This window comes from Streptomyces sp. NPDC028910 (genome assembly GCF_055564955.1).
Genome location: NZ_JBVHVF010000040.1, coordinates 20825 through 45209 on the forward strand (window position 1 = coordinate 20825; position 24385 = coordinate 45209).

Sequence of the window (24385 nt, forward strand, 5' to 3'; positions counted from 1 at the left end):
ACCGAACCTCTCCGAGGAGGCCCCCATGCTGGACATCGCCGAAGATCTGAACCGGTGGGTCGAGCAGGGGCGTGATTTCGCCGTCGCCACGGTCGTGGCGATCAGCGGGAGCGCGCCCCGGCAGCCCGGGGCCGCACTCGCTGTCGACAGCGAGGGCACGGCCATCGGCTCGGTCTCCGGTGGATGCGTGGAGGGTGCGGTGTACGAGCTGTGCCAGCAGGCGCTGCAGGACGGCGAGACCGTCCTGGAGCGCTTCGGGTACAGCGACGACGATGCCTTCGCCGTGGGCCTGACCTGCGGCGGAATCATCGACATCCTCGTCACCCCAGTCCCCGTGGGCTCTCCCGTACGGGAGGTCCTCGCGGCCGGTCTGGCCATCGCCGCCCGTGGGGAGGCGGCGGCGGTCGCCCGGATAGCCGAGGGCCCGGCCGAGCTGATGGGCCGCGCCGTGCTCGTCCGTACCGAGGGCGCCCACGAGGGCGGCTTCGGCGGACATCCCGAGCTGGACCGCACCATCGCCGAAGAGGCCCGTGCCATGCTCGACGCCGGCCGGACCGGCGTGCTGGAGATAGGCGCCGACGGCAGGCTCTGCGGAGAGCCGCTGAAGGTGCTCGTCGAATCCAGCGTCCCGCCCCCGCGCATGATCGTCTTCGGTGCCATCGACTTCGCCTCCGCCCTCGTGCGGATCGGCAAGTTCCTCGGCTACCGCGTGACCGTGTGCGACGCGCGGCCGGTCTTCGCCACGAAGACCCGATTCCCGGAGGCGGACGAGATCGTCGTCGACTGGCCGCACCGCTACCTGGAGGCGCAGTCCTCGGAGGGCTCGGTGGACGGCCGGACCGTCCTGTGCGTACTCACCCACGACGCCAAGTTCGATGTCCCGCTCCTCGAACTGGCCCTCCGGCTCCCCGTCGCCTACGTCGGCGCCATGGGCTCCCGCCGCACCCACGAGGACCGCAACAAGCGGCTGCGCGAGGTGGGCGTGACCGAGCTCGAACTGGCCCGGCTGCGCTCCCCGATCGGCCTGGATCTCGGCGCCCGCTCCCCGGAGGAGACCGCGCTGTCCATCGCCGCCGAGATCGTCGCGAACCGCCGCGGCGGCACAGGCGTGGCCCTCACCGGCGCACACATCCCGATCCACCCGGACGTCGCCAACACGGTGATCGACAGGATCGGCTCCGTCGCTTGAAGGAGTGACGGCCGAAGGTGAGAAAAGGGCGCGACCCGTAGGGGTTGCGCCCTTCTTGTGTTCCCCCTATCTTACCGGCCGGTAATAGGAGGCACTCTCTCCATCCCTTCCCCACACCGGAGTTGAGCGGATGTTGCGTACCGTGCGAACCCTGGGCGTGCTGGCCGCCGCCACCCTGCTCACCGCCCTCACCCCGGCCCCGGCCACGGCCGGTCCCGACGCGGGCCTGCGTGAGGTGCTCTTCGTCGGGAACAACTGGGAGGGGACCGCCGACGTCCTCGCCTCCACCGGCGATCTCGCCAAGGTCGGCCGGATCAACGTGATCCCCGACAAGGCGGAGCGGCTGCGCGAGATCCACCTCAACCCCGTGAAGCTCGCCTTCTTCCTGGGCATCCGGGAGAGCGCCGGTGAGGGCCACGACCAGTTCGTCGACGACATGTTCACCACCCCCGACGGCTCCGCGGTCGTCGTCTCCCGCCCCAGCTTCGCCGATGTCGTGTCCATCGACGTGGCCTCGGGACGGATCAATTGGCGCTTCCCCGTGGCCGGTTACCGCTCCGACCACATGGCCGTCTCCCCGGACGGAACGCGCATCGCCGTCTCGGCCTCCACCGCCAACACCGTGCACGTCCTGGACATCGCAACCGGACGCCAGGTCGGCTCCTTCGGCACCGGGGACAAGCCGCACGAGAACGTCTTCACGCGTGACGGCCGCTTCCTGTGGAACAGCTCCATCGGCGAGGTGAACACCGCCCTCGACGCGTCCTGGCTGGACTGGACGAAGGGCGACCGGAAGATCACCGTGGTCGACGCGCAGACCTTCCGTACGGTCCGGGTGATCGACATGCGCGAGCGGCTGGACGCCTTCGGCCGCCGGGACCTGTCCGACTCCGTACGCCCCGTCTCCTTCAGCCCCGACGAGTCGAAGTTCTACTTCCAGGTGTCCTTCTTCAACGGCTTCCTGGAGTACGACGTGGCCTCCGACCGGATCACCCGCCTCAAGACCCTCCCCGTGAACCCCGCCACCAGCGGCGACCGCACCACCTGGGTCAACGACTCCCGCCACCACGGCATGTCCATGAGCCCCGACGGGACGAAGCTGTGCGTCGCCGGCACCATGGACGACTACGCGACCGTCGTGGACCGCGCCACCCTCGCCGAGGGGCCGCTCGTGCCCGCCGCCAAGCCGTACTGGGCCACCGTCGACGGCGACGGGACGGGCTGCGTGATCTCCGAGAGCGGCGCCGACCGGGTGACGGCCATCGACTTCGCCACCGGCGCCAAGCGGGTGTCCGTCCCCGTGGGGGACCACCCCCAGCGCGTCCGGCTCGGCCACGTCCCGGCCGGCTGGACCGGTCCCGCGTCCCGGTAGCCCGAGCGGGCACCGGACGCCGCGACCGGCCCGAGGCGACCGGTCACCTCGGGCCGGTCCGAGATGAACGGTCCGAGATGACCGATTAGTCTCCTGATCATGGTGGACATCCGCGGGGTACCCGAGGCCGACATCGACCGTGCGCTGGAGCTCGCCTACCTCGTCTTCCACGACCGGCCCGAGAAGGAGGCCCGCGAAAGGCACCACGCGCTGCTCGTACGGTGCGACCGGATCGGCGCCTACGACGGGGACAGCCTGGTCGGCTTCATGGCGGCGTACCACTTCCGGCTCTCGGTGCCCGGGGCGGACCTGCCCTGCCCCGGGCTCACCTTCGTCTGCGTCGCCCCCACCCACCGCCGCCGCGGCGTGCTCACCGGGCTGATGAACGAAATGCTGCGCCGCGCCTCGGCCGCCGGCAGCCCGCTCGCCGCCCTGTGGGCCTCCGAGGCCGCCATCTACGGCCGCTTCGGCTACGGCGGCGCGACCACCGGCGTCACCATCGAGATCGACTCCTCCCGGCCGCTCGCCCTGCGCATCGACCCGGACCCGCGCCCGCTGCGGCTCGTCGACCCGGACGAGGCCCCCGCGGTGATCGGGCCCTTCCACGAGGCCGCCCGGGCCGGGCGGGCCGGCCGCCCCACCCGGAGTCCGCAGCGCTGGCGCGAGGAGTGGCTGGCCGAGCAGGACGAGGAGGACGAGGAGCTGAGCCCGCCGCGGATCATCGTCCTGGGGGAGCCGGGCGAGCCGATCGCCGGATACGTGCTCTTCCGCACGAAGCCCGAGGACGACGGCGGGGGCGGGGCCGGTGCCGGGCCCGTGCGCGCGAAGCCGGGCCTGGTCCGGGTCGACGAGCTGGAGGCCGCCACCCCGGCGGTCGCCGCCGCCCTGTGGGAGTGCCTGGCCGCCCTCGACCTCACCGGCAGGGTCCGCGCGTGGGGCCGCCCGGTGGACGACCCGCTGCTGCACTTCGCCGCCGACCGGGACCAGGTGCGGGTCACCGCCCAGTTCCCGGCGCTCTGGCTGCGCCTGGTCGACGTAGGCGCGGCGCTGACCGCGCGGTCCTGGGCCGCGCCGGTGGAGCTGGTGCTGGAGGTGCACGACGTACGGCTGCCCGCGAACGCCGGGCGGTTCCGGCTCAGGGCGGGGCCGGGCGGGGCGGCGTACGAACACGCCGGGACCGCCGCCGACCTGGCCCTGGACGTACGCGACCTGGCCGCCTGCTACCTGGGCGGGACCCGGGTCGCCGAGCTCGTCGCGGCCGGGCTGGTACGGGAGCACACGCCCGGCGCGGCGGCGGCGCTGGACGCGGCCCTGTGTACGCCCGTACTGCCGCACACGAGCGACGAGTTCTGAAGGCCCGCGGCGGGGGCGTGCGGGTGGGGGCGCCGGCGGCGGGGGCGGGCGAGCGGACCGTCCCCGCCACCGGGGTCAGGCGGGCAGCGAGATCCGTGCGGCCGACATGCCGAAGCCCGGACTCAGGACGCCGGTGGACAGCCCGTCGCCCAGCCGGTGCAGATCCTCCGGGCGGTAACGGCGGCACTTCTGATGCCAGTTGAGGATCCCCGCGAGCCAGTCCTGGAGCTCCCCGACGTACGCGTCGAGCCCCGCCCGGGCATCGGCGTCCAGCTTCCAGTCGTCGTAGAGCAGCGGCAGCTGGTTCGCCACGATGTGTTCGAACTCCTCCATGCGCCGGGTCATCAGCGAGTGGCAGATGTGCAGCGCCTCCGGGTAGCCGATGTCGAAGAAGTTCCGCGTGACCAGGATGTGGTTGTGGACCTCACCCTCGACCTCCACCTCCTTCTGGTACGAGAAGATGTCGTTGATCATGCACGCGACGTCGGCCGCCGCGTTCTCCAGCGACCGGATGGTCCCGGAAGCGTAGATCTCCTCGGGGATGCCCCGGCCCGCCTGGCCGAGCCGGCACAGGTACATCGTGAGGTGCGAGCCGAAGGTGTGGCGGCGCATCTCGGCGTAGTCCACCGGGTCCGGGACGCGGTTCTGGATCTGGTTCTCCATCTCCCACACCCAGCTCCGCAGCATGCTGACGAGCGTCGCCCGGAACTCGCTGCGGACGGCCGGGCTCATGTCCCGGCTCGTGCGCACCCACAGGTCGGCGAGCGCGCGCTCCATGGCCGTGACCGGTGGCGCCTGTTCGGCGTGGTCGACCGGGATCATCGACACCAGCCGCGCGGTGGTCGCCTTGGCGGCCGTGAGGTTCCCGGCCCGGGCGAAGACCACCGGGTAGTAGTCGTCCCCGTACGTTCCCCAGGTGAGCCAGCAGGCGTTGAGCAGCAGCGCCTCGGGGGTGGCGTCGGGGTCGATGCCGGCCGAGCAGAGCGCGAAGTCGTAGCCGCGCAGCTTCTGTTCGTTCCAGATGGCGGAACCGGGGTCGCCGGGCTGCGGATCCAGCAGGCCCATGCGCCGGGACCATGCGACCGATCCCTCGCGCGCGTGGTCCAGGTGCGGGCTGAGGGAGAGCCGGAACGGCATGTGGACCTCCGGGATCACGGAGGGTCCGGTGCGCTCGAAGGGGACGTGGGTGAAGGAGCGTCGGCGCAGGTCGACCGAGCGGCGTGTGAAGACCGACCCCAGGTCGAGCGCGGTGGTGCCGAGCCCCGAGGGGAGGAAGGGCAGGGTGAGCGGGGCGGTGGCCCTGGCCTTGGCCTTGGCCTCCTTGTTCATGTAGCGGCTGGAGACCATGTGCCACTCGTGGCCGCCGGACTGCCAGTCCTGCAGGCCCTTGGCGTAGGCGAGGACGGCCGCGATCTCGGCCGGGTTCATCGCGTGGTCGGCGAAGAGCTGGGGGAGCTCGACGAGCGCGGTCTGCTCGAACTGCTGCAGGCGGGAGGTGAGCAGGTCGTTGGAGGCCTCGGCGGCCTCCTGGGTGGTGCAGCCGAGGAAGGTCTCCAACACCAGGACGGCGTTGGAGAGTTCGCCCTCGTCGGTGACCTCGCGCTGGTAGGAGAAGATGTCGTTGCGGATGTGGACGGCGTCGGAGAAGGCGTCGCGCAGCACGCCGAGCGGGCGTGTGTGCGCGACGCGCGCGGGGACCTCGGCGCAGACGTACTCGATCAGACCGGCCGACCAGGGGGCGCCGCCCACCTTGCGGCGCATCTCGATGTATTCGAGGGGGTTCGCCACGCGCCCGATGCCGATGTTGGCCAGCTCCCACATCGACTCGTTGAGGAGGTTCTTCGTGGACGAGGAGAACCGTTCCCGCCAGTGGGCGGACATCGCCGGTACGGTGCGCGCCCAGAGGTCCGCGAGGCCCGCCTCGACCGGGTTGGCGGGCTCGGGGAAGCCGTCGGCCAGGTCCATCGGCATGAAGGCGGCGAGGCGGTCGAGATACGTTTTTGCGCCGTCACGGTCCTGGGTGCGCTTGAACGTCTCCAGGAAGTGGTCGTCGAAGAAGAACACCCACACGTACCAGTCGGTGACCAGCGACAGCGCCGCGCTGTCGCAGTCGGGGTGGGTGTACGAGCAGAGCAGGGCGTAGTCGTGGGACTCGAGATCGCTCTCCTCCCAGACGCCGGAACCGTCCAGCATGCCGAAGTCGCGCGCCCACTTCCTGGTGTGGACCCGCGCGTCCTCCAGGTGGGGGTTCAGTCGCGCCGGATAAGGCACGTAGAAATCCGGCAGTTGAAACGGCTGCGTCACGGCAGGTCGGCCTTTCGTCCATGGGTGCGGGGGCCGGGCCGGTCGTGTCCCGGCCCCCGCGGGAGATCAGCAGTGCCCTACCCCTGGGGGCGGTCGGACAAGGGGGATTTCACTGCATCAGGTGACGGACGGGTCGTTCCGCGGCGCGGGGGCCTGGCGGGGGATAAGAGAGGGCTGGTGGGCGAACTGCTCGGCTTGCATCCGGAACATGGACGCGTACCGGCCGCCGAGTGCCAACAGCTCCTCGTGGTCGCCCCGTTCGACGAGCCGCCCCTCGTGCAGGACGTAGATGACGTCGGCGAACCGCACGCCGGACATCCGGTGCGTGACCAGGACGACCGCCCGCTGCGGGCCCGCGAGGCCCCGGATACTGTCGAAGGCGGCGATCTCCGCCTCCGGGTCGAGCGCCGAGGTGGGCTCGTCCACGACGAGGACGCGGGCGTCGCGGAAGCGCGTGCGGGCCAGGCCGAACTTCTGCCACTGCCCGCCGGAGAGTTCCGAAGCCCCCCTGAACACCCGGGCGAGCAGGGTCTCGTAGCCGTGCGGCAGCTTCTCCACGATCCGGTCGGCGCCCGCGTACCGGGCGGCGGACACCACCTCGGCGGCCAGGTCGACCGCGCGGTCGGGGCCCTCGGCTCCGGGCCGGCCGATGGCGATGTTGGTACGGGCGGTCACCGGCCAGCGCTCGAAGTCCTGGGTCAGCAGGGCGACCCGGTCGAAGACCTGCTCCCGGTCGGCGTCCCGTACCTCGATCCCGTCCCAGGTCAGCGACCCCGAGTCGGGCAGGTGCAGGCCGGCGAGCAGTTTGACGAGGGTGCTCTTGCCGGAGCCGTTCTCCCCGACCAGGGCGACGACGGTGCCCGCCTCGATGGTGAGGGAGATCCCGGTGAGGGCGGGCTCGTCCCGGTCCGGGTAGCTGAAGGTCACGTCGTCGAGCCGGACCGTGGAGAGCCGTTCGGACAGCGCGAGTCCGCCGGACGGGATGGCGCGGCGGGCCGCCTCGGCGAGGAACCGCTCCAGGTCCCGGACGTAGAGGGACTCCTCGTGCAGGGTGTTGGTGGTGGAGACGAGCGCGCCCAGGCTCGCCGAGCCGGTGCGCACCGCGATCACGGCGGTGCCGGCGACGGCGAGGTCCATCCGGCCGGAGACGATGAGCGCGCCCATCGCCCCGTAGGTGATCAGGGCCGCGAGGCCGGAGAGCGCGGCGGCGAGGAGCTCGGTGCCGGCCTTGTCCTTGGCGAGGCGGGTGGCCTCGCCCTCGGCGACCTCGGCCATGTTGCGGTAGTGGCCGAGGAGGTAGCGGCCGACGCGGTGCACCCGTACCTCGGGGGCCGACGTACGGGAGATCAGCAGCTGGCCGATGAGCCGGGCGGCCCGTACGTGCTCCACCCAGGTGATCATGGACAGGTAGCGGCGCTGGGCCACCCGCATCGCGCCCCAGCCGCGCGGGGCGGCGATGAGCAGCAGCATGGGCAGCAGCAGCGGGTGCAGCACGGCGAGCACCCCGGCGGTGGCGACGAGGGAGATCACCCCGCCGAGGGTGGCCACGCAGGCGCCGACCGTACGGCGGGCCGAGGGCGGCCCCCACTGGGCGCTGTCCAGCAGCCGCCGGAACTCCCCGTCCTCGATGGCCTCTAGCTCCACCTCGACGGCCGCGCTCAGGTACTGCTCGTGCGCGGCCCGCTCGACCTTGGGCTCCAGCCGCCCGGCGGCCGCCGTGGACCGGGAGGCCAGTACGGCTCCCACCACGGCGACCAGCGCGCCGGTGGCCAGGGCGGGCAGGGCGGCGTGCAGCCGGTCGGCGGCGCTGCCCTCGCCGAGCAGCGTACGGAGCACATCGCTGACGACGAGCAGCCCGACGGCGGAGGTGACCCCCTGCCCGGCCTCGGCGGCGGCGACGGTGAGCAGGGCGGGGCGGTCGGTGTCCCAGGCGAGGCGCAGGGTCCCGCCGACCATGCGGGGCATGGAGCGCAGGGTGCTCAGGAGTCGCCCCTCGAGGCGGGCGTAGTCGTGGTTGGACCAGCCGGCGTCGTAGCGCAGGGGTCCGCCGAAGAGGCGGCGTTCGCTCTCGGAGACGGCTGGTTCCGCGGCTCGGGGCCGCTTGAGGAGCCTCATGCGCGGCCACCTCCGCCCGGCGCCGGGTCGAACACCACATGAACGTGCACGGATCGCAAGATTCCTCCCGAGGTGCCGCGGCTGCGCACTGACGCCGGAAGAACGTGGCTGCTCAGAACGGCGTCACGGGGCGCCCGGAGCGAACGCCCGCACACAGTTGCGACCGCGAGCCGGACCCCATGGGCCGCGCGGTGACCCGGCGTTCGAACCACCCGGAGGTGGCGATGACCCCCTTCGAGGGATTGCGCGGGCCAATGCACGGTGCCCGCAATCCCGACATGAACACGACCGGCGATAGGGCGGAAGGCCGCCTCCCCGTGAGGGGGAGACGGCCTCCGTGTGGTGCCGGTGTTATGACTTGGGTAGAGGGAGCGGGGCGGTGCCGAGGGTGGGGATGGTCCACTGCTGGGCGGACGAGTTGTTGCAGTCGTAGAGCCAGAGTTGTGTGCCAGGAGTGGTGTTGAAGCCGCCGAGGTCGAGGCAGCGGCCGGAGACGGGGTTGTAGATGGCACCGTTGGCGCGGGGGAGGAACTGCTGGCTTGATGCGCTGCTGTCACAGGTGCGGAGTTCGATGAGAGTGGTGTTCGCCGTTCCCGCAGCAGTGGCGTTGAGGCATTTGCCGTTGGTCCGGACGGTGCCGTCGTTGCGGATCTGGAACTTCTGGGCGTTGGTCCCGTTGCAGCCGGTGATCTGGATCTTGTTGCCGTCGTCTTCGCTGTCCCCGTTGTTGTCGACGCAGTGGGTGGCGGCGGCGGTCAGAGCGATGGGGCCGGTGGCGCCGGGGGCGGTGACGGAGGCGGCGTAGGGGTAGACGGCGAGGTTGCTGATGCCGCCGGTGAAACCAGAGTTGACGTACGCTCCCGCGTCTTTGAATCGACCGAGAGTGAAGGGACCGACGGGGGCCGGGCTGCTGGATGCGTTGTGGTGGCCGGTGGCGGCGAGGGTGCCGTTGACATACAGGCGCATCTGCCCGGTGGTGTGGTCGTAGACGGCGGTGAGCTGCGTCCAGGCGCTGAGGGTGATCTTGGCGGCGCTGTTGGATTCGTTGGTCAGATCGTACGGCCAGGTGTCTGTATCGGCGTGGGCGAGACCGAAGCGCCAGACGTTCGCGTTGTGGTCGGGGAAAAGAAGCAGCGAGCTGTTGCGGTCGAGGTCCTGGCTGAGAACGACTCCGCCGGCCTTGTCAGCCTTGGCCATGGTAGTGATGGTGAAGCTCTTGCGGGTGTCTATCACGTGGCCAGGGGTGGTGATGACAGAGCTGGTGCCGGTGAACTTGGCGTAGGTGGTGTTGCTGCCTCCGATGGTGTCACCTTCCCAGGTGATGCCGACCGTGGTGGCGGGGGTGTTGCCCAGGGGCTTGGTAGCGGGGTCGGCACCGATCATGTCCGGGGTCTTGTCGCCACTCTGGCCGGTAAGGACCCAGTGGGCCTTGGGCGTGTTGAGGTTGCCCAGGGTGACTGGGTTCGTGTCGAAGCCGGCGACGGTCGGGTGCGGGACAGTGCTGCTGGGGCGGGTGCCGGTGCCGCTGAACGAGACGAGTTGCTGCTGAGTGTCCACGGCCCAGAGGTCAGGGATGCCGTCACCGGTGAGGTCGCCTTCAGAGCCGACCCGGGGGTAGGCCTTGGGGTCGATCCTTCCGATGGCTGTGCCGGCCGCCGGGTCGGTGAATACGGTGAGGTCGGGGGCCTGTGTGGTGCCCTTGATGGTGAGGGCGCGCAGGGTGCCGTCGGTCTTGGAGCGGGCGAACAGGGTCGGAAAGTCGGTGCCCTGGGCGGGCCCTGGGGCGATCAGCTCGTAGCCGCCCCACTTGGTGTCGTTGGCGGAGAGCAGGATCGCACGCGTGGAGAGCACCTGATCGGCGGTTCCGGCTCGGCTGAGCCAGAGCCGTCCGTTCTCGACGAACACCAGGGAGGTACGCGGTAGGGCGTCCGGGTTGGGTCCGTCGCTGTCACCCGTCACCGAGCCGAAGGCCGCGATCTGGGTGACCTTGGACCAATCCGCTCCGAAGCTGTGGGTGGCGCAGTCGATGGTGATGTTGGTCGCGGTCACGCATGTGACTGGCTTGGTGACAGAGTTGGGTGCCTTCCCGTCGAACCAGCCGCCGTTGTTGTCATTGGTGTAGAGGTAGAGGTTGGGCTTGTCGGGCTGGTGGGCGAAGAGGTCGTCGACGTTCTTGTGGCCCGGGCTGCCGCGGTGGCTGATCTGGATGCCGTTCCATGTGCCGGTGTTGCCCGGGACGGCCTTCATGTCTGCCCTGGGCGCGCCGTACGGGTCCTCGCCGCCTGCGATCTTGCGGAGGTTGCCAGCGGTGTCGGGCAGCAGGATGTCGGGCTTGTGGTCGTTGTTGATGTCACCGAAGACCGGTTTGCCGGCGTCGGGGTTGGACGGGGCGTAGTAGCTGTAGACAGCGGGCTGGGACATGTTGCCCGCGTTGTCCTGCGTCTGCAGGTACACGTAGTTGGTGCCCCAACGAGGCGGTGTGATCTTGATGGTGGCTTTGCCGTCGGTCAGCTTGGTGACGGACGGGTCGGTGTCGGTGCACTTCCAGCCGGTGGCGGCGGCCTTGACCGGGTCGGTGGTCCAGCGTGCGCAGGCCAGGCCGGACGTGCGACGGCCGCTGACGGCGGCCGGGTCGGTACCGGCGGGGGCCGGGTCGGTGCCGGTGAGGGTGAAGGTGCCCTCTTGCCCGGCGAGCTTGGGGTGGGCGCCGATGGTGCCCGAGGCGGGGAAGTCGGTGGAGGTGACGGCCGCGGTCGGCGGGGTGCGGTCGACGCGGAAGAAGCACATCTCGGTGGGATCGCTGGTGAGGGTGCCGTCGGTGACGCGGGCCTGCCAGCCGTACTGGTGGCCGTCGGTCAGGGTGCCGATGTCGACGGTGACAGGGCCGCTGCTGCCGTTCCAGCCGGAGTCGGCGTAAGCGCTCTTACCCCCGTTGTCGTCGTCCCAGTACTGGAAGCCCGTCCAGAGCTGCTGTCCGGTGGCCGAGTTCGTGGACGTGGTCAGGGTGATGTTGTTGTTGGCGCCGACCCAGCCGGGGTTGTCCCAGGGGTTGGCGGTGCCGGGGGTGCGGCAGTCGGCGTAGGAGCCGGTGCCGGCGAATCCGGGGGTCGGGCCGGTGCGGGGGCCCCAGACGGTGGGCTGGATGTCGTACTCGACAACGATGTGCGGAGTGTTGCTGAACCGCTGGCGGTAGTACTTGTTGTACTCGTCGTTGGGTGCGAGGCCGACAGTGATCGTGGGCCACTGGTAACGGACGGCGCTCTTCACCAGTTCCTTGACATCGAACTGGATGTCGCCAGAACCGGACATGTTGATCGCGCCGACTTTGCCGCAGCCCTGCATCGTGGAACCGGTGCCGCAGGGCTGCCGGTTCCAGCTGGTCGGGTTGCTGATGTAGCCGGTGGAGTACAGCCCCATCGGGGTGACGGTGCTCGGGCTGGAGGAGGAGACCACGGTCGCGTAGAACGTCGCGTTGATGATCTCGGTGTGGTGGAGCCGCGAGTCGACGCCGATCTGGAAGTACGCGCGCGTGCGGCCTATTCCGGTGCAGGGCGGGTTGCCGATGTTGTATCCGCAGTAGCCGGTGGCGGGCCGGTCCTGCCCGTACTCGGTCCCGTTGAACTCGTTGGTGTCTGCGTAGGCCTCCTGGACCTGAGCCCAGGCCTGGTTGGCGTTGTCCAGTGTGGGATTCCAGCCTGGGTCGATGTACCACGGGCCGGTGCCTTGACCGAGGAGCGTCGCGTCGGGGACGAGCTGGATGCCCCTGGCATCGACCGTCGTACCGATCTTTCGTATGGTGGCGCCCGCCCCGGGGCCGTCAGTGCTCGACGGCGTTGATGTTCCCTCGGCCGGAGTGGACTGCTCCGCCAGGGCGCCAGCTGACTTGGAGGGAGTGGAGGAGGCGGTGGCCGTGGCGCTTGCTGAATCCCACATGAGAGGGGTGGGGGCGGAGAAGCGGGTCTTGTCCTGGCTGTCCGCGGCCTTGAGGTTGCCGGCGCTGTCCGCGGTCACGGTGAGTCCGTCGGCCTCGACGACGAGCTGGAGGTTCTTGACGACCGGGTTGGCCGCGGCCTCAGCGGTGCGGACGATCAGCACCTGGCGCCAGCCGCCGAGCGTGGTAGCGCTGAGCTCGAGGTCCACGCCGGGCATGACAGACGAGTACAAGGCGCTGTCGCCGTTGAGGACGGGCTTGGGCAGTGGGAATGGGGCCTTGAGGGCCAGTCTCTTGCCGTCTGCGGTGGTCATGGTCGCCATCGGCCCTGTGCCGCCGCCGGAGAGGCTGAGCTGGGAGGGAACAGCTGTCGGCGCCAACGTTCCGTCGGCGTTGGCGCGCAGAGTGGCGTCGATGGCCTGCCAACTCCCGGCGGCCGTTTTGATCCGCTGGGGTACGGGCGCCGTGTCTGTTGTGAGGGTGCCACTCGGCGTGGCGAAAGTCTGAGAACTCGCTGTCGTCAAAGGCTCGATGACGACCGGCTTGCCACTGACCTTGGCCTGAGCCCTCGCGGCATTGACCGCTTCGGACTCCGCTGAGGGAGCGCGGGGCGTGGGCGCGGGCCATGCGCTCTCGGCCGGGCCGTGGTTGCGTGCGTCGTCGGCGAACGCCGGAGGGCCTACGAGCAGACCCGCACCGAGGGCGAGTACGGCGGCTCCGGCAACGGGAAGAGCGATCGCGTGGGGGGTCCACCGTCTGCGGAGGATCCCCGGGCTGGAAAGGCGTGAACGGATGGCTGGCCTCATGGCGGAGGTCCTCGCTGTGAGCGGTAGATGAGCAGAAGTCAGGCGCAGGCTTCCTTCCTGTCCGCAAATTTGTCAACAGATCGTCAGGTCTTGATGTCCGCTACATGGCATGAAATGCCAGCTTGTCCAGGGCGTGACATTAGCCACGTAAGCGAATTCTAAAAACTCTCTTACGTGTCGAACATTCGCTCCATAGAGTGCGCCAGATCCGGACCTGGCTGCTCGGTCATTTTCATGTTTCGGTTTCCTGTGGGGGGATCCTGTTGTCTCGTAGGGGTGGGTTCGCCGTGCGCTCTAAGCGCGGTAGAGCACGGGTCGCGGTGGTTGCCGCGCTCGCGGTTCTCGTCTCTGGCCTGGGTCTTCCCGTGGTCCAGGCCGCTGACAAGCCGCCAAAGGTGTGGGTGCCACCGAAGACCGCACTGCCGAACGCGAAGGCGGTCAAGGGCGCCGATGCTAAGCCCGCGGCAAAGGGGGCACCCGCCGGCAAGGTGTGGAAGCCCGCGCCGAAATCGAGAACTCCCGCCGGTGTCACGACGGTTGCGGTCGGGCCTCGCCCTGCTCCGCAGCCCGTCGCGGGATCGGAGTCCGTTCAGGCGGGCGATCTTCCCGTATGGGTCGCGCCCGGGAATGGCGCAAAGTCGTCGGCTCCCCTGTCCAAATTGGCCACCTCGCCCTCGGCCACTGGGGTCGGCAGCCTCAAGGTCGAGGTAAAGGATGCGGCGAAGACCCGCGCAGCCGGGGTGAACGGCGCGCTGATCGCTCTCACCGACCCTGCCGGGGTTGCAGCGACGGGCAAGGTCGAGGTCGGGCTTGATGTCTCAGCATGGGCGAAGAACGCCGGCGCGAACTGGGGGAGCCGTGCTCGACTGGTACAACTGCCCACGTGTGCGCTGATCACGCCGGGAGCTGCGGGCTGTACGACCCGTACGCCGGTGGTCTCGCACACGGACGCCTCAGGGCGGCTGGTGGTGGAGGTCGACGTACGGAAGTCCGCCGCAGGATTCTCCTCGCTGCTGAAGGCCCAGCCCGAGGCGTCGCAGTCGTCCCAGGACTCCGTCCCGCAAGTACTCGCCGTGCAGGGCGTCGCTCTGGCCGTGGAGCCGGGCCCTTCCGGCAATCTCGGTGACTACTCCGCGACCCCGCTGCTGCCCTCCGCCTCCTGGCAAGCCGGTGCCAACGCGGCGAACTTCACCTACGGCTACACGGCCGAGGTTCCCTCGGCGATCGCCGGCGCGGCGCCCAGTGTCGTACTCGGCTACGACTCCTCCTCGATCGACGGCCGCACCGCTTCGACGAACGCTCAGTCCGGCCTGATCGGTGAAGGCTGGGACTGGAGCCCCGGCTCCATCTCCCGTTCCTACAAGGCCTGCAAGGACGCGGGCATAACGGACTCGGGCGACCAGTGTTGGGCCGGCGACATCCTCTCCCTGTCCATGGCGGGCCATGCGGGCCAGATCGTCCGCGACGACACCACATGCGTGTACCGCCTCCAGGGTGACGACGGCACCAAGATCGAACGCCTCACCGGCCAGCGCAACGCGGCATGGAAGGGCGAGGGCTTCAAGGTCACCACGACGGACGGCACCCAGTACTACTTCGGTTCCAATCGTCTGCCCGGGGGTGACGGCACCGACCCCGAGGCCAAGTCCGTCTCCACTGTTCCGGTCTACTTCAACAGTGGCCAGGACAAGTGCCTCGGCGCCCAGACGCCCGCCAACGGCACCTGGCAGCAGCTCGGCTGGCAGTGGAACCTCGACTACGTCGTGGACCCCCACCAGAACCTGATCTCGTACCGCTACGAGCAGGAGAACAACTACTACGGGCGTGGCGGCGGCCAGAACAACGGCACCGGTACCTCCACCCTCTACCAGCGTGCCTCCTACCCGACCTGGATCGGCTACGGCCAGCGCCTGCCCGACCAGATCACAGCCAAGGGCACGGCGAACCCCGCCGCGCAGGTGTGGCTGCGCACCGCCGACCGCTGCTTCGAGACGGGCACAGCATGCGACCCGGCCCAGCGCAAGTCCAACGCCACGGCCTGGGGTGACACCCCGGTCGACCAGGAGTGCGCCGCCACAGGTCAGTGTCTGAACCTCTCACCGACCTTCTTCTCCACCAAGCGTCTGACGAAGATCGACACCGAGGTCCTCGACGGTACTGTCTACCGCACGGTCGACTCCTACGCGCTCAAGCAGCACTTCGAGCCCTCAGTCGACGGCACCGCGCCGACCCTGTGGCTCGATTCCGTCCAGCGAACCGGTACGAATGCCCGGGCGGCCAAAGTCGTGCCCCCGGTATCCTTCGCGCCGCTGCAGATCCCGAACCGCGTCGACGGCGTCGTCAAGCGCCCCAACGGCACTGACGCCGGCGCCTCGCGCTTCTACCGGCCGCGCATCCAGACGATCACTACCGAGACCGGTGGCCAGATCAACGTGGTCTACAAGGCGCCCGAGTGCTCGCGCGTCCAGGGCACCATGCCGTCCTCCGAGGACAGCAACACCATGGCCTGCATGCCGGTCAAGTGGTACCTCCCCGGCCAGTCATTCCCCGATCCGGTCAACGACTGGTTCCACAAGGTCGTCGTCCAGTCCGTCACCCAGCAGGACAAGGTGGCCGGCCAGGTCACCACCGTCACCGACTACGAGTACGGCGGCGGCATCGCCTGGCACCGCGACGACTCCGAGTTCACCGACCCCAAGACCCGCACGTGGGACCAGTTCCGCGGCTACGCCACCGTCACCACCCGTACGGGCAGCGGCAACAGCGCCGAGGCCCCGCGCACCAAGTCCGTCGCCACCTTCCTGCGCGGCATGGACGGCGACGTCCTCGCCAACGGCAGTAAGCGCAGCGTGACGGTCGCGGACGCCCACGGCGGCACCATCAAGGACGAGGAAGTCCTCTCCGGCTTCGTCCGCCAGACCGAGACCTACGACCGCGATGGCGGCACCGTCGTCGCCGACGAGGTCTCCACCCCCTGGCTCCGCTTGCAGCCCACCGCCACCCGCGCCCAGTCCGGCGGCATGCCGCCCATCACCGCCCGCGTGATGAACACCGGCAAGGTCACCAGCCGCGCCAAACTCGCGAACGGCACCTGGCGCACCAGCGAGCGCACCTCCACCTACGACGACACCCTCTTCTCCCGCCCGCTCCAGGTCGACGACAAGAGCGACCTGTCCCGCCCCGACCAACGCCTGTGCACCTCCTTCGAGTACGCCACCGGCCCGGGCGGTGCGCTCACCCAGCTCGCCTCCCGCACCCTGGTCCTCTCCGGCGCCTGTGGCCAGACCGCTACCGCTGCCAACACGGTCGGCGACACCCGTGCCTACTTCGATAGCCTGCCTCTCGGCCAGGCCGCGGTGACCGCCGACCAGACCGGCACCGAGGTCCTGGAGAAGTACGACGCCACGGGCAAGCCCGTCTACCGCCTCAACATCACCTCCGCCTACGACGCCTACGGCCGCATCACGAGCACGACCAACAAAGTCCGCAAGGACGCCGCCCACCCCGACGGTGCCGTAACCAAGACCGAGTACACGCCGGCCACGGGCTCCTTGCCCCTCCAAGTCACCCACACCAACCCGCTCGGCTGGAAGACGTACACCAGCCTTGACCACGGCCGCGGGTTGCCGCTGACGACGAGGGACGAGAACGGGCATAGTGCCTCACGTAGTTACGACTCCTTGGGCCGGGTCGTGTCCATCTGGCAGCCGGGGCAGGACAAGACGATCGACCCGCCCGTCCGCAAGTTCTCTTACGCGATGAACGGCACCAACGCGCCCACCACCGTTCTGAGCCAGACGCTCATGAACGACAACTCGTACATCTCCAGCTACACCATCTATGACGGCCTCGGCCGCATCCGGCAGACCCAGGCACACACCCCTTCCGGGGTCTACGGCCGCATGGTCACCGACGCGCTCTTCGACTCGCACGGCTGGCAGGTCAAGACCAGCGCCCCCTACTACAACAACCAGGCCGCACCCGGCGGGGCGCTGTTCCTCCCCAACGGAGGTGTCAACCCGGACAGCCAGATCCCCGCCCAGACCGTCTCGGTCTTCGACGGCCTCGGCCGCTCCACCGCCTCCGTCTTCCAGTCCTACGGCATCGAACAGTGGCGCTCGAAGACCGAATACCCGGGCGCCGACGAGATTCGCACCATTCCGCCGAGCGGGGGCTACGCCACCGCCAGTATCACCAATGGCACGACCTCACTGCTGCGCCAGTACAAGAGCAACACCCCCACTGGCGCCTACGACGAGACCACGTACGAGACGAACACACAGGGCCAGGAGCTCCGGCGCAAAGACTCCGCGGGTAACGAGTGGACCTTCGCCTACGACCTCCTCGGCCGCACGGTGAAGACCACCGACCCTGACTCGGGCACGGCCACCACGGTCTACGACGACAGCAAGAACCTCGTCACCGCCACCGACGCCCGCGGCAAGAGCGCCACGACAGTCAGCGACATCCTCGGCCGCACCGTCGCCACCTATCAGGGCACGACCGTCGATCCGGCCAAGCAGGTCGGAGCGTTCACCTACGACACCAAGGGCCTCGGCAAGCCGGCCACCAGCACCCGCTACGTAGGCGGTGCCTCCGGCAGCGCCTACACCACAGAGGTCACCGGCTACGACAGCGGCTATCGGCCCCTCGGCACCAAGGTCACCATTCCCGCAGCCGAGAACCAGCTCGCGGGCATCTATGAGACCAAGAACACCTACGACAAGTACGGCCAGCTCAAGGCCACCGCCCTGCCCGCCATCGCCGGGGCCGGACTCGACGTAGAAACCCTGCACTACGGCAGGGACGTCGCTGGCAACTTCACTGGGTTCGACAGCACCATGGGACCGCTTGAGACGTACACCCCCTACGTCGTGGACATGCGCTACGACCCTTACGGTCGCGCCCTTCGAACCACGGTCGGCGTCAATGGCCGCCAGATCGTCTCCACCGTCGACTATGACCAGGCAACCGGCCGGCCTGTAAGGACCACCCTCGACAAGCAGACCTCGACCACCGCGAGTGTCGACGTCATCGACTACACCTACAACCGGGTCGGCCAGCTGACCTCGATCAGCAACACGCAGGACGGCGCCGCCCGCGACCTGCAGTGCTTCACCACCGACTACCTCGGCCGACTCACCCAGGCCTGGACCGACACCGGCGCCACCACGACGGCACCCCAGCCCAGCGTCCGCGGCATCGGCGGCTGCGCCAACAGCACCGGTCCCAAGGTCGACGCCACTGGCAAGCCCAGCGTGGGCGGACCGGCTCCGTACTGGCAGCAGTACGAGTACGACAAGATCGGCAACCGCACCAAGCTGGTGAAGAAGGACGTCACCGGCAACGCGGCCAAGGACACGACGGTCACCCAGACCTTCGGCTCCGGCCCGAACACCCCGTCCACCGACCCGAAGACCGGTGGCGGCACGGGCGGCCCGCACGCCCTGATGGCCTCCACCGAGACCAGTGCCGCCGGCACCAAGGTGACCTCGTACACCTACGACGCCACCGGCAATACCGCCTCCATCACCAGCACCCCGGGCACCAAGACCCTGACCTGGAACGACCAGGGCAAGCTCGACAAGATCACCGGGACCGGCGAGAGCGCCGGTACGAGCTACCTGTACGGCACCGGCGGCAACCAGCTCATCCGCCGCGACCCTGGCAAGACCACCCTCAACCTCGGCACCGACCAGATCACCCTGGACACCGCCACCGGCAAGGTCTCCAACGTCCGTACCTACGGCGCCCCTGGCGGCCTTTCCATCACCCGCACCACCACCGCCGGCGTATCCACGCTCAGCTACCAGGCTTCGGACCACCACGGCACCAACGGTGTCCAGTTCAACGCCACCGACCTCGCTCAGGTCCGCCGCCCCGCCGACCCCTTCGGCAACGAACGCGGCACCCAGCCGGCGCCCGGCACCTGGGCCGGCGACAAGGGCTTCGTCGGCGGCACGAAGGAGAAGGCGACCGGCTTTACGCTGCTGGGCGCCCGCGAATACGACCCCACTACGGGCCGCTTCATCAGTCCCGATCCGATCATCGACGCTGGCGACCCACAGCAATGGAACGCGTACGCCTACTCCAACAATGATCCCATCAACAACTCAGACCCCAGTGGCCTCCGTTATGTAGACGACAACCAGGAAGACGTCAACTACTACACAAGGAATACGACTCAGGAGGGCGAGACGCCTCGCGCCATCCGTGATGAGAGCCCTGAGGAAAAAGAGCTGAATGCGGCAAACGGCGAAGTCAGCAAGGCAAAGAAGCGGCGCGACGCGCTGAAGCACGCCGTCGTCGACCTGGTCATGGACCTGATCGGCTACAACGACGCCCGTGACTGTTTCACCAAGGGCGACGTCATGGCGTGCATCAACACAGCACTCAATGCCGTCCCCTGGGGCAAGGTCCTCAAGGCTGTCAAGATCGGCATCAAGGCCTTGGGGATCTACAAGGAACTCAACAAAGCCTACGATGCCATCAACGCCGCCGAGCGCAGAGCCGGCAAGGCCAGGGAGGCGTTCACCAAGGCAAAAACGGCCGAGGACGAAGCAGCCGCAGCAGCAGCCAAGGCAGCCAAGTCAGGCGACGCGAAAGCCTCAAAGGATTCGGCCAGCGACAGCGCCGGCACGGAGTCTAAAGCCGGCAAGGGGGAAGCCGATGCCGAATCTCAAGGCGGCGGCTCCGACGCCAGGACGAAGTCAGACTCCTGCGAAGTCAAGACGAATAGCTTCCCCGGAGGTACCAAGGTCCAGATGGCAGATGGCACCACCAAAGCCATCGAAGACGTTCGTGTCGGCGACACCGTGATGGCAACTGACCCCCAGACCGGTGAAACCCGCCCGAAGAAGGTCACCGCCACCATCACCACCCCGGACGACAAGGACTTCACCGACCTCACCCTCACCGACGACGCGAACCCCCGCGGCCCGCCGACCACCATCACCTCCACATTCCACCACCCCTACTGGAGCGAAACCCGCCGCCAGTGGACCGACGCCGGCGACCTCACCCCCGGCGAACAGCTCCGCCAGCCCAACGGCACCACCCTCACGGTCCAGGCCAACCGCAACTACCCGTACGCCGTCACCACCCACAACCTGACCGTCGACGACTTCCACACGTACTATGTGCTGGCGGGTGCCGCCCCGGTCCTCGTTCACAATTGTGGTGGCACCGCTACCGTTTCGTATGACCCCGATATGGGGCCTACGGGACACGCTATAATTCAAATTGACATGGCTGACGGTCGGTCGCGGATTACCGGGCAGATAATCAACGGAATTCCCCCTAGGCCGGGGCAGTTCAACGGTCTTCCGACCACAGGTGCGCACGCGTATGCCGAGGATCTCGGTCCTAACACCCGGTCGCTCACCTTCGACCTGCCGAATGCAGAAGGTGCCTACGCGACTCAGGGGAGGACTATTGATGCGGACCTCGGGGCGTATGACGGAATGGACAACAGTTGTGTGACCTATTGTGTTGACATCCTGCGGGCTGGCGGCGTCAACCTGCCTGAAGGGCGTCGCGGAATGGCCGTGCTGCGAGGAAGGATGAACAGAGGGTGAGTCAGGTGGGTGGCCCGTCGGAGTACATCAAGGTCTTGGCGGAGATTATCGCCAGCCCGAGAGTTGGTGGATTGCACCTTCGCCGAGTGGGTGAACTTCTCGTTGCGCGAGAAGAGCTGAATGAGCGGTTCCTTGATCCCAGTAGGCGTAAATACTCGGACTCCGAGTTTGATGACATCGTGATCAAGTCGTCGGAGCTTGATGATGAATATGTCCGATTGTGGCGAGCCTGCGAGGAGGGAACTCGGGAATGGCGTCACTCTGACGGCTTGCCGGCATTGGCCCTCGCCCTGAAGCAAGCTGCCGAATATTACCGGACGGTTGCATCCGTTACCTGATCCTGAACGGCAGCAGAAAATGAGAGGCCTCGCCGGGATTTCTTCCAGCGGGGCCTCTGAGCTGTTTGACGGCAGTAGTTGACGGCAACGTCAGCGGATGGGGGCCGCGCAGGGCGGGGGTTCGCCGCGGTCATCGGGCCGGCTGGTGCTCTCGTCGGAGCACAGGAGAGTACGGCTCAGAAGGTTGATGGCATCACGCTGGAGGCGGAGCCGGACGTGGGCGTAGACGGTGGCAGTGACGCCAATGTGGGCGTGGCCGAGGAGTTCTTTGATCACGAGGAGTTCCACGCCTTGCTCCAGGAGCAGGGTGGCGCTGGAGTGCCGTAGATCGTGGAATCGGATGTGGCGGAGCCCGATCCGATCGAGGAGGGCACGGAAGCCACGCGCGTAGCCGTCTGACGGCAACGCCGACGGCAACAGGGGCACACAAAGCGGCACTTCACGCATACCCACGGACTGGCCGAATTCCACTGACCTGCGAAAACGCAGATGACGGCACCTCGGCCAGCACACGTACTATGTGCTGGCTGGCGCCACTCCTGTGCTCGTTCACAATTGTGGTGTTGTTGACGCAGTCCATGCGGAAGCAGAGGCGGTCGCGGACCTTGGAGGCTCTCAGCGTCCGCAAGTGATGGAAGCTTTGCAGGTTCCCGGACATGCCCCCATCGTGGCCCATAGCGACGTAGGGGCAGGTATCCGACGAGGCCATCCGGCCATCCAGGGAGTCCTCGATTCCATCCCGACCGCTGCGCGCGGTAATAATCATGGAGGCTGTGGTTTGGTTCAGTGTCTGACGGAAGCCTTGGACGCTGGACTCGATCCGACTGGAGCCACCGCCGCGGCCACCCTGGGACGCACCAGAACGAACAAGAACTTCAAAAAGCTCATTGGGCCGTGCGACAGCTGCAAGGTTCTAGTCGAGCACTTCAATATCGATTTCAGGGTGGCGCCGTAGATGCCTCGATTCTCGCGAGAAGTAGAGGGTGCCCTTCGGCGTGCCGGCTGGGTACCGGATCGCAGGGTTGACCTCGATCAATGGAAGGCGTCACTGTCAGAGTTCATCTGGCATGCCGCAGCGGAGGAGTTCCTTCAAGAGTTTGGCGGAATCCGAGTAGACATCAGCGGCCCTGGAATCACATGCGCGAGGGAGCCGTTCGAGTTCGATCCGGAGCTCGCCATCGGAGAGGGGGGAAAGTTTGCAGAGCTTTCTGAATTGTTCGGTCGCAAATTCTTCCCCTTGGGAGAAGTGGGTCTGGGGGAATTCTTCCTGGCGATCGATGAAGAGGGTGCCATCTACCTCCTGGGTGCTTGGGCGCTAAGGCACGGCGTGGGGGATGCAGCCTTGGAGCATCTCATTACGGGAGTTGCGCCGGAAAGGCTTAGTCCGCTCGCCTGAAATATTTCGTAACCAGGTCGCATCAGTACGGTATAGAGGCCACTGGCGAAGTTCCGTACAATTTGACGCTTGGGAATTCCGCAGCGGCCCCTCCGGATCTGTTTCCGGCGGGGCCGCTGGGGTGTCTGACGGCAGTAGTTGACGGCAACGTCAGCGGACGGCCGGAGCGCAAGGCGGTAGGCCGGTGCCGACGTTTGTACCGGTGGAGGTCTCGGTGGGGCTGTGGAGCGTGCGACCGAGGAGGTCGATGGCGTTGCGCTGGAGGCGGAGTCGGACGTGGGTAGACGGCCTTGCTCCAGGAGGAGGGTGGCGGTGGAGTGCCGTAGGTCGTGGAAGCGGATGCGGCGGAGCCCTGCCCTAGGAGGGCGCGGAAGCTGCGATTGAGGTTCGCTGGATCGATCGGCCCTCCTGCCGGCGTGCTGAAGACGAGGCTGTTGTCCCTCCAGTTTCCCGCTGCCGCCTCTCGTTCTCATTCCTGCACCTCGCGGTGTTCCTTGAGTGAGTGGATGCACTCGCTGGGGAGCGCTATGCGGCGTTCGGATGCGCGGGTCTTGGTGGGCAGGGCGGTCAGCCCGCCGGTCTGGGTGTGCTGGAGGGTGCGGCGGATGCCGACAGTGCCGTTGTGGAGGTCGAGGTCCTCCCACTGGAGGCCGAGGAGTTCGCCCTTGCGGAGTCCGGTGCGGAGGGCGAGTTCGTACAGCGAACGGGCGGTCCTCGCGGGCGCCAACGAGGAACTGACCTGGAGCACGCCGCCCGCCACTGCGCCCCACCCGGCGCCGAGTAGGCCTTGATCGCCGTGCAGTCCCATGACGGTGAAGTCCTGCACACTGAGCAGTGGGGTGGGGTTGACCTGGCTACCAACGGAGTTAGGGAATTTGATCCCGCGACCCTTTCTCCCTTCACTATTAACGTGCGAGTCGAGCTGCCGCGAGTTCAAGGGGCCTTGGCCTACATCGACAGGCAGATCAGCCGGTCGACCGAAGGGACGTACCCGCCTTACAGCCTCGGTAGGCAGAGTTGTGTGACTTACTGCACGAACGTAGTCGAGGCTGGCGGAATTGAAGGGCTTCAAAAAGACCGCGAAGCGCGCGACAGACTGGCTCCGCGAACATCACGGATGATGAAAGGAGCGGAGTGTCACTACCGCAGAGCTGGGGATGGCTGGATGGGGTTCCAGACGAATGGGACCCTCCTGGGGAACTACAGACCCCATCCAACTCCGTCGAGAACAACTTGGCTATCAAGATCCTTTCGCCCGAACTTGTCGGAGCTAAGATTTCACAATGGACAGGCCGCTTCGTCGTGGAGCAGTCACTCCTTTCGGCGTGGCTCCACGAGGTCAAGCAGAGCGATGCGGAGAAGGCTATGCGTCTTTCAGGGGCAGCTCTTGAACAGACACGTCTCGTCTTCGAGGCGTGGAAGCCACTCGAAGCGATGCTGTCTTCGCGTGGTGCGCGCCCTGGAGGTCGTGACGAGGTCCAGCAGCAGGCTGCTAGGTTGGTGGCCGCATTTCGGCAATCTGTTAGTGCACTAAGAGCTATGCGCGGTGTTACCTCTTGATTTCGGCAAACACCATGGAGACGCCGTGAGGGACCGCCGTTTGATGGTTTGACGGCAGTACTGACGGAACACCGATGGATGCTGCAGTCCCCTGGGTGACGGGACGTGGACCTCACCCAGGCGGGCTGATCCAGGAGAGCAACCGCATCCACTAGCACATCCGGCAGCCCTGGCCTATCGCCAGGGCCGTGTGGTCCAATCTTTCTGTACGGCTTCAAGGCGGCCCGCTGGCGCGGGTCGCGCGCGGCACGGCCGCCGCCGTTGGTGCCCGAGCGCGATCAGGGCGTGGAAGTGGATGAGCATTGCGTCGCTGGCATTCAGGGACTTTGGCGTACGAATCCGGGTCACTTACTGAGATTGAACTCGTGATGTCGCATGGTTGCTCAGGTGGGTCTGATGGTCAGGCCGGTCTCGGCGAGGCATCCGTCTATGAGGTGACCGCGG

Annotated in this window: 9 protein-coding genes and 2 pseudogenes; 6 read left to right on the top strand and 5 right to left on the bottom strand. The window is 67.8% G+C overall.

What is annotated here, in order from left to right:
- Positions 1-25: 25 nt before the first annotated feature.
- From ACZ4TV_RS32005 to ACZ4TV_RS32015, 3 genes are all read left to right on the top strand, one after another.
- Complete coding sequence (locus ACZ4TV_RS32005; protein ID WP_468138701.1) at positions 26-1189, top strand: XdhC family protein; 1164 nt, start codon at positions 26-28, stop codon at positions 1187-1189.
- 130 nt (positions 1190-1319) lie between these two features.
- Positions 1320-2561 carry a YncE family protein gene (locus tag ACZ4TV_RS32010; protein ID WP_468138704.1) on the top strand — a complete coding sequence of 414 codons (1242 nt, stop codon included), beginning with the start codon at positions 1320-1322 and terminating at the stop codon, positions 2559-2561.
- 99 nt (positions 2562-2660) lie between these two features.
- Complete coding sequence (locus ACZ4TV_RS32015) at positions 2661-3914, top strand: GNAT family N-acetyltransferase (protein ID WP_468138705.1); 1254 nt, start codon at positions 2661-2663, stop codon at positions 3912-3914.
- A gap of 75 nt (positions 3915-3989) precedes the next feature.
- Here ACZ4TV_RS32015 and ACZ4TV_RS32020 read toward each other — a convergent pair whose 3' ends face one another.
- From ACZ4TV_RS32020 to ACZ4TV_RS32030, 3 genes are all read right to left on the bottom strand, one after another.
- On the bottom strand, positions 3990-6218 hold the full coding sequence (locus tag ACZ4TV_RS32020; protein WP_468138707.1) for a terpene synthase family protein: 2229 nt from the start codon (positions 6216-6218) through the stop codon (positions 3990-3992).
- Between the two features lie 117 nt (positions 6219-6335).
- Positions 6336-8333, bottom strand: a complete 1998-nt coding sequence (locus ACZ4TV_RS32025) for an ABC transporter ATP-binding protein (protein WP_468138709.1) — start codon at positions 8331-8333, stop codon at positions 6336-6338.
- A gap of 351 nt (positions 8334-8684) precedes the next feature.
- Positions 8685-12578 (bottom strand): ricin-type beta-trefoil lectin domain protein, encoded by a 3894-nt coding sequence (locus ACZ4TV_RS32030; protein WP_468138711.1) that lies wholly within the window; start codon positions 12576-12578, stop codon positions 8685-8687.
- 1424 nt (positions 12579-14002) lie between these two features.
- On the opposite strand from ACZ4TV_RS32030, the gene ACZ4TV_RS32035 reads away from it, so the two are divergent.
- Both ACZ4TV_RS32035 and ACZ4TV_RS32040 read left to right on the top strand, forming a co-directional pair.
- Positions 14003-20647, top strand: a complete 6645-nt coding sequence (locus ACZ4TV_RS32035; protein ID WP_468138713.1) for a polymorphic toxin-type HINT domain-containing protein — start codon at positions 14003-14005, stop codon at positions 20645-20647.
- Positions 20644-20985 (top strand): hypothetical protein, encoded by a 342-nt coding sequence (locus tag ACZ4TV_RS32040; protein WP_468138714.1) that lies wholly within the window; start codon positions 20644-20646, stop codon positions 20983-20985. The genes ACZ4TV_RS32035 and ACZ4TV_RS32040 overlap by 4 nt, the downstream gene beginning before the upstream one ends.
- 90 nt (positions 20986-21075) lie before the next feature.
- On the opposite strand, the pseudogene ACZ4TV_RS32045 reads toward ACZ4TV_RS32040, so the two are convergent.
- A pseudogene (locus ACZ4TV_RS32045) lies at positions 21076-21369 on the bottom strand (tyrosine-type recombinase/integrase); the annotation flags it as partial.
- Positions 21370-21940: 571 nt separating this feature from the next.
- On the opposite strand from ACZ4TV_RS32045, the gene ACZ4TV_RS32050 reads away from it, so the two are divergent.
- Entirely contained in the window at positions 21941-22381 is a 441-nt protein-coding gene (locus ACZ4TV_RS32050) for an SUKH-3 domain-containing protein (protein WP_468138715.1), read from the top strand.
- A 150-nt stretch (positions 22382-22531) separates the two neighbouring features.
- Here ACZ4TV_RS32050 and ACZ4TV_RS32055 read toward each other — a convergent pair.
- A pseudogene (locus ACZ4TV_RS32055) lies at positions 22532-23084 on the bottom strand (site-specific integrase); the annotation flags it as partial.
- Positions 23085-24385 lie beyond the last annotated feature (1301 nt).

Coding starts and splice junctions, on each gene's coding strand:
- ACZ4TV_RS32005 (WP_468138701.1), top strand. CDS start 26: ATGCTGGACATCGCCGAAGATCTGAACCGGTGGGTCGAGCAGGGGCGT.
- ACZ4TV_RS32010 (WP_468138704.1), top strand. CDS start 1,320: ATGTTGCGTACCGTGCGAACCCTGGGCGTGCTGGCCGCCGCCACCCTG.
- ACZ4TV_RS32015 (WP_468138705.1), top strand. CDS start 2,661: ATGGTGGACATCCGCGGGGTACCCGAGGCCGACATCGACCGTGCGCTG.
- ACZ4TV_RS32025 (WP_468138709.1), bottom strand. CDS start 8,333: ATGAGGCTCCTCAAGCGGCCCCGAGCCGCGGAACCAGCCGTCTCCGAG.
- ACZ4TV_RS32030 (WP_468138711.1), bottom strand. CDS start 12,578: ATGACCACCGCAGACGGCAAGAGACTGGCCCTCAAGGCCCCATTCCCA.
- ACZ4TV_RS32050 (WP_468138715.1), top strand. CDS start 21,941: ATGCCTCGATTCTCGCGAGAAGTAGAGGGTGCCCTTCGGCGTGCCGGC.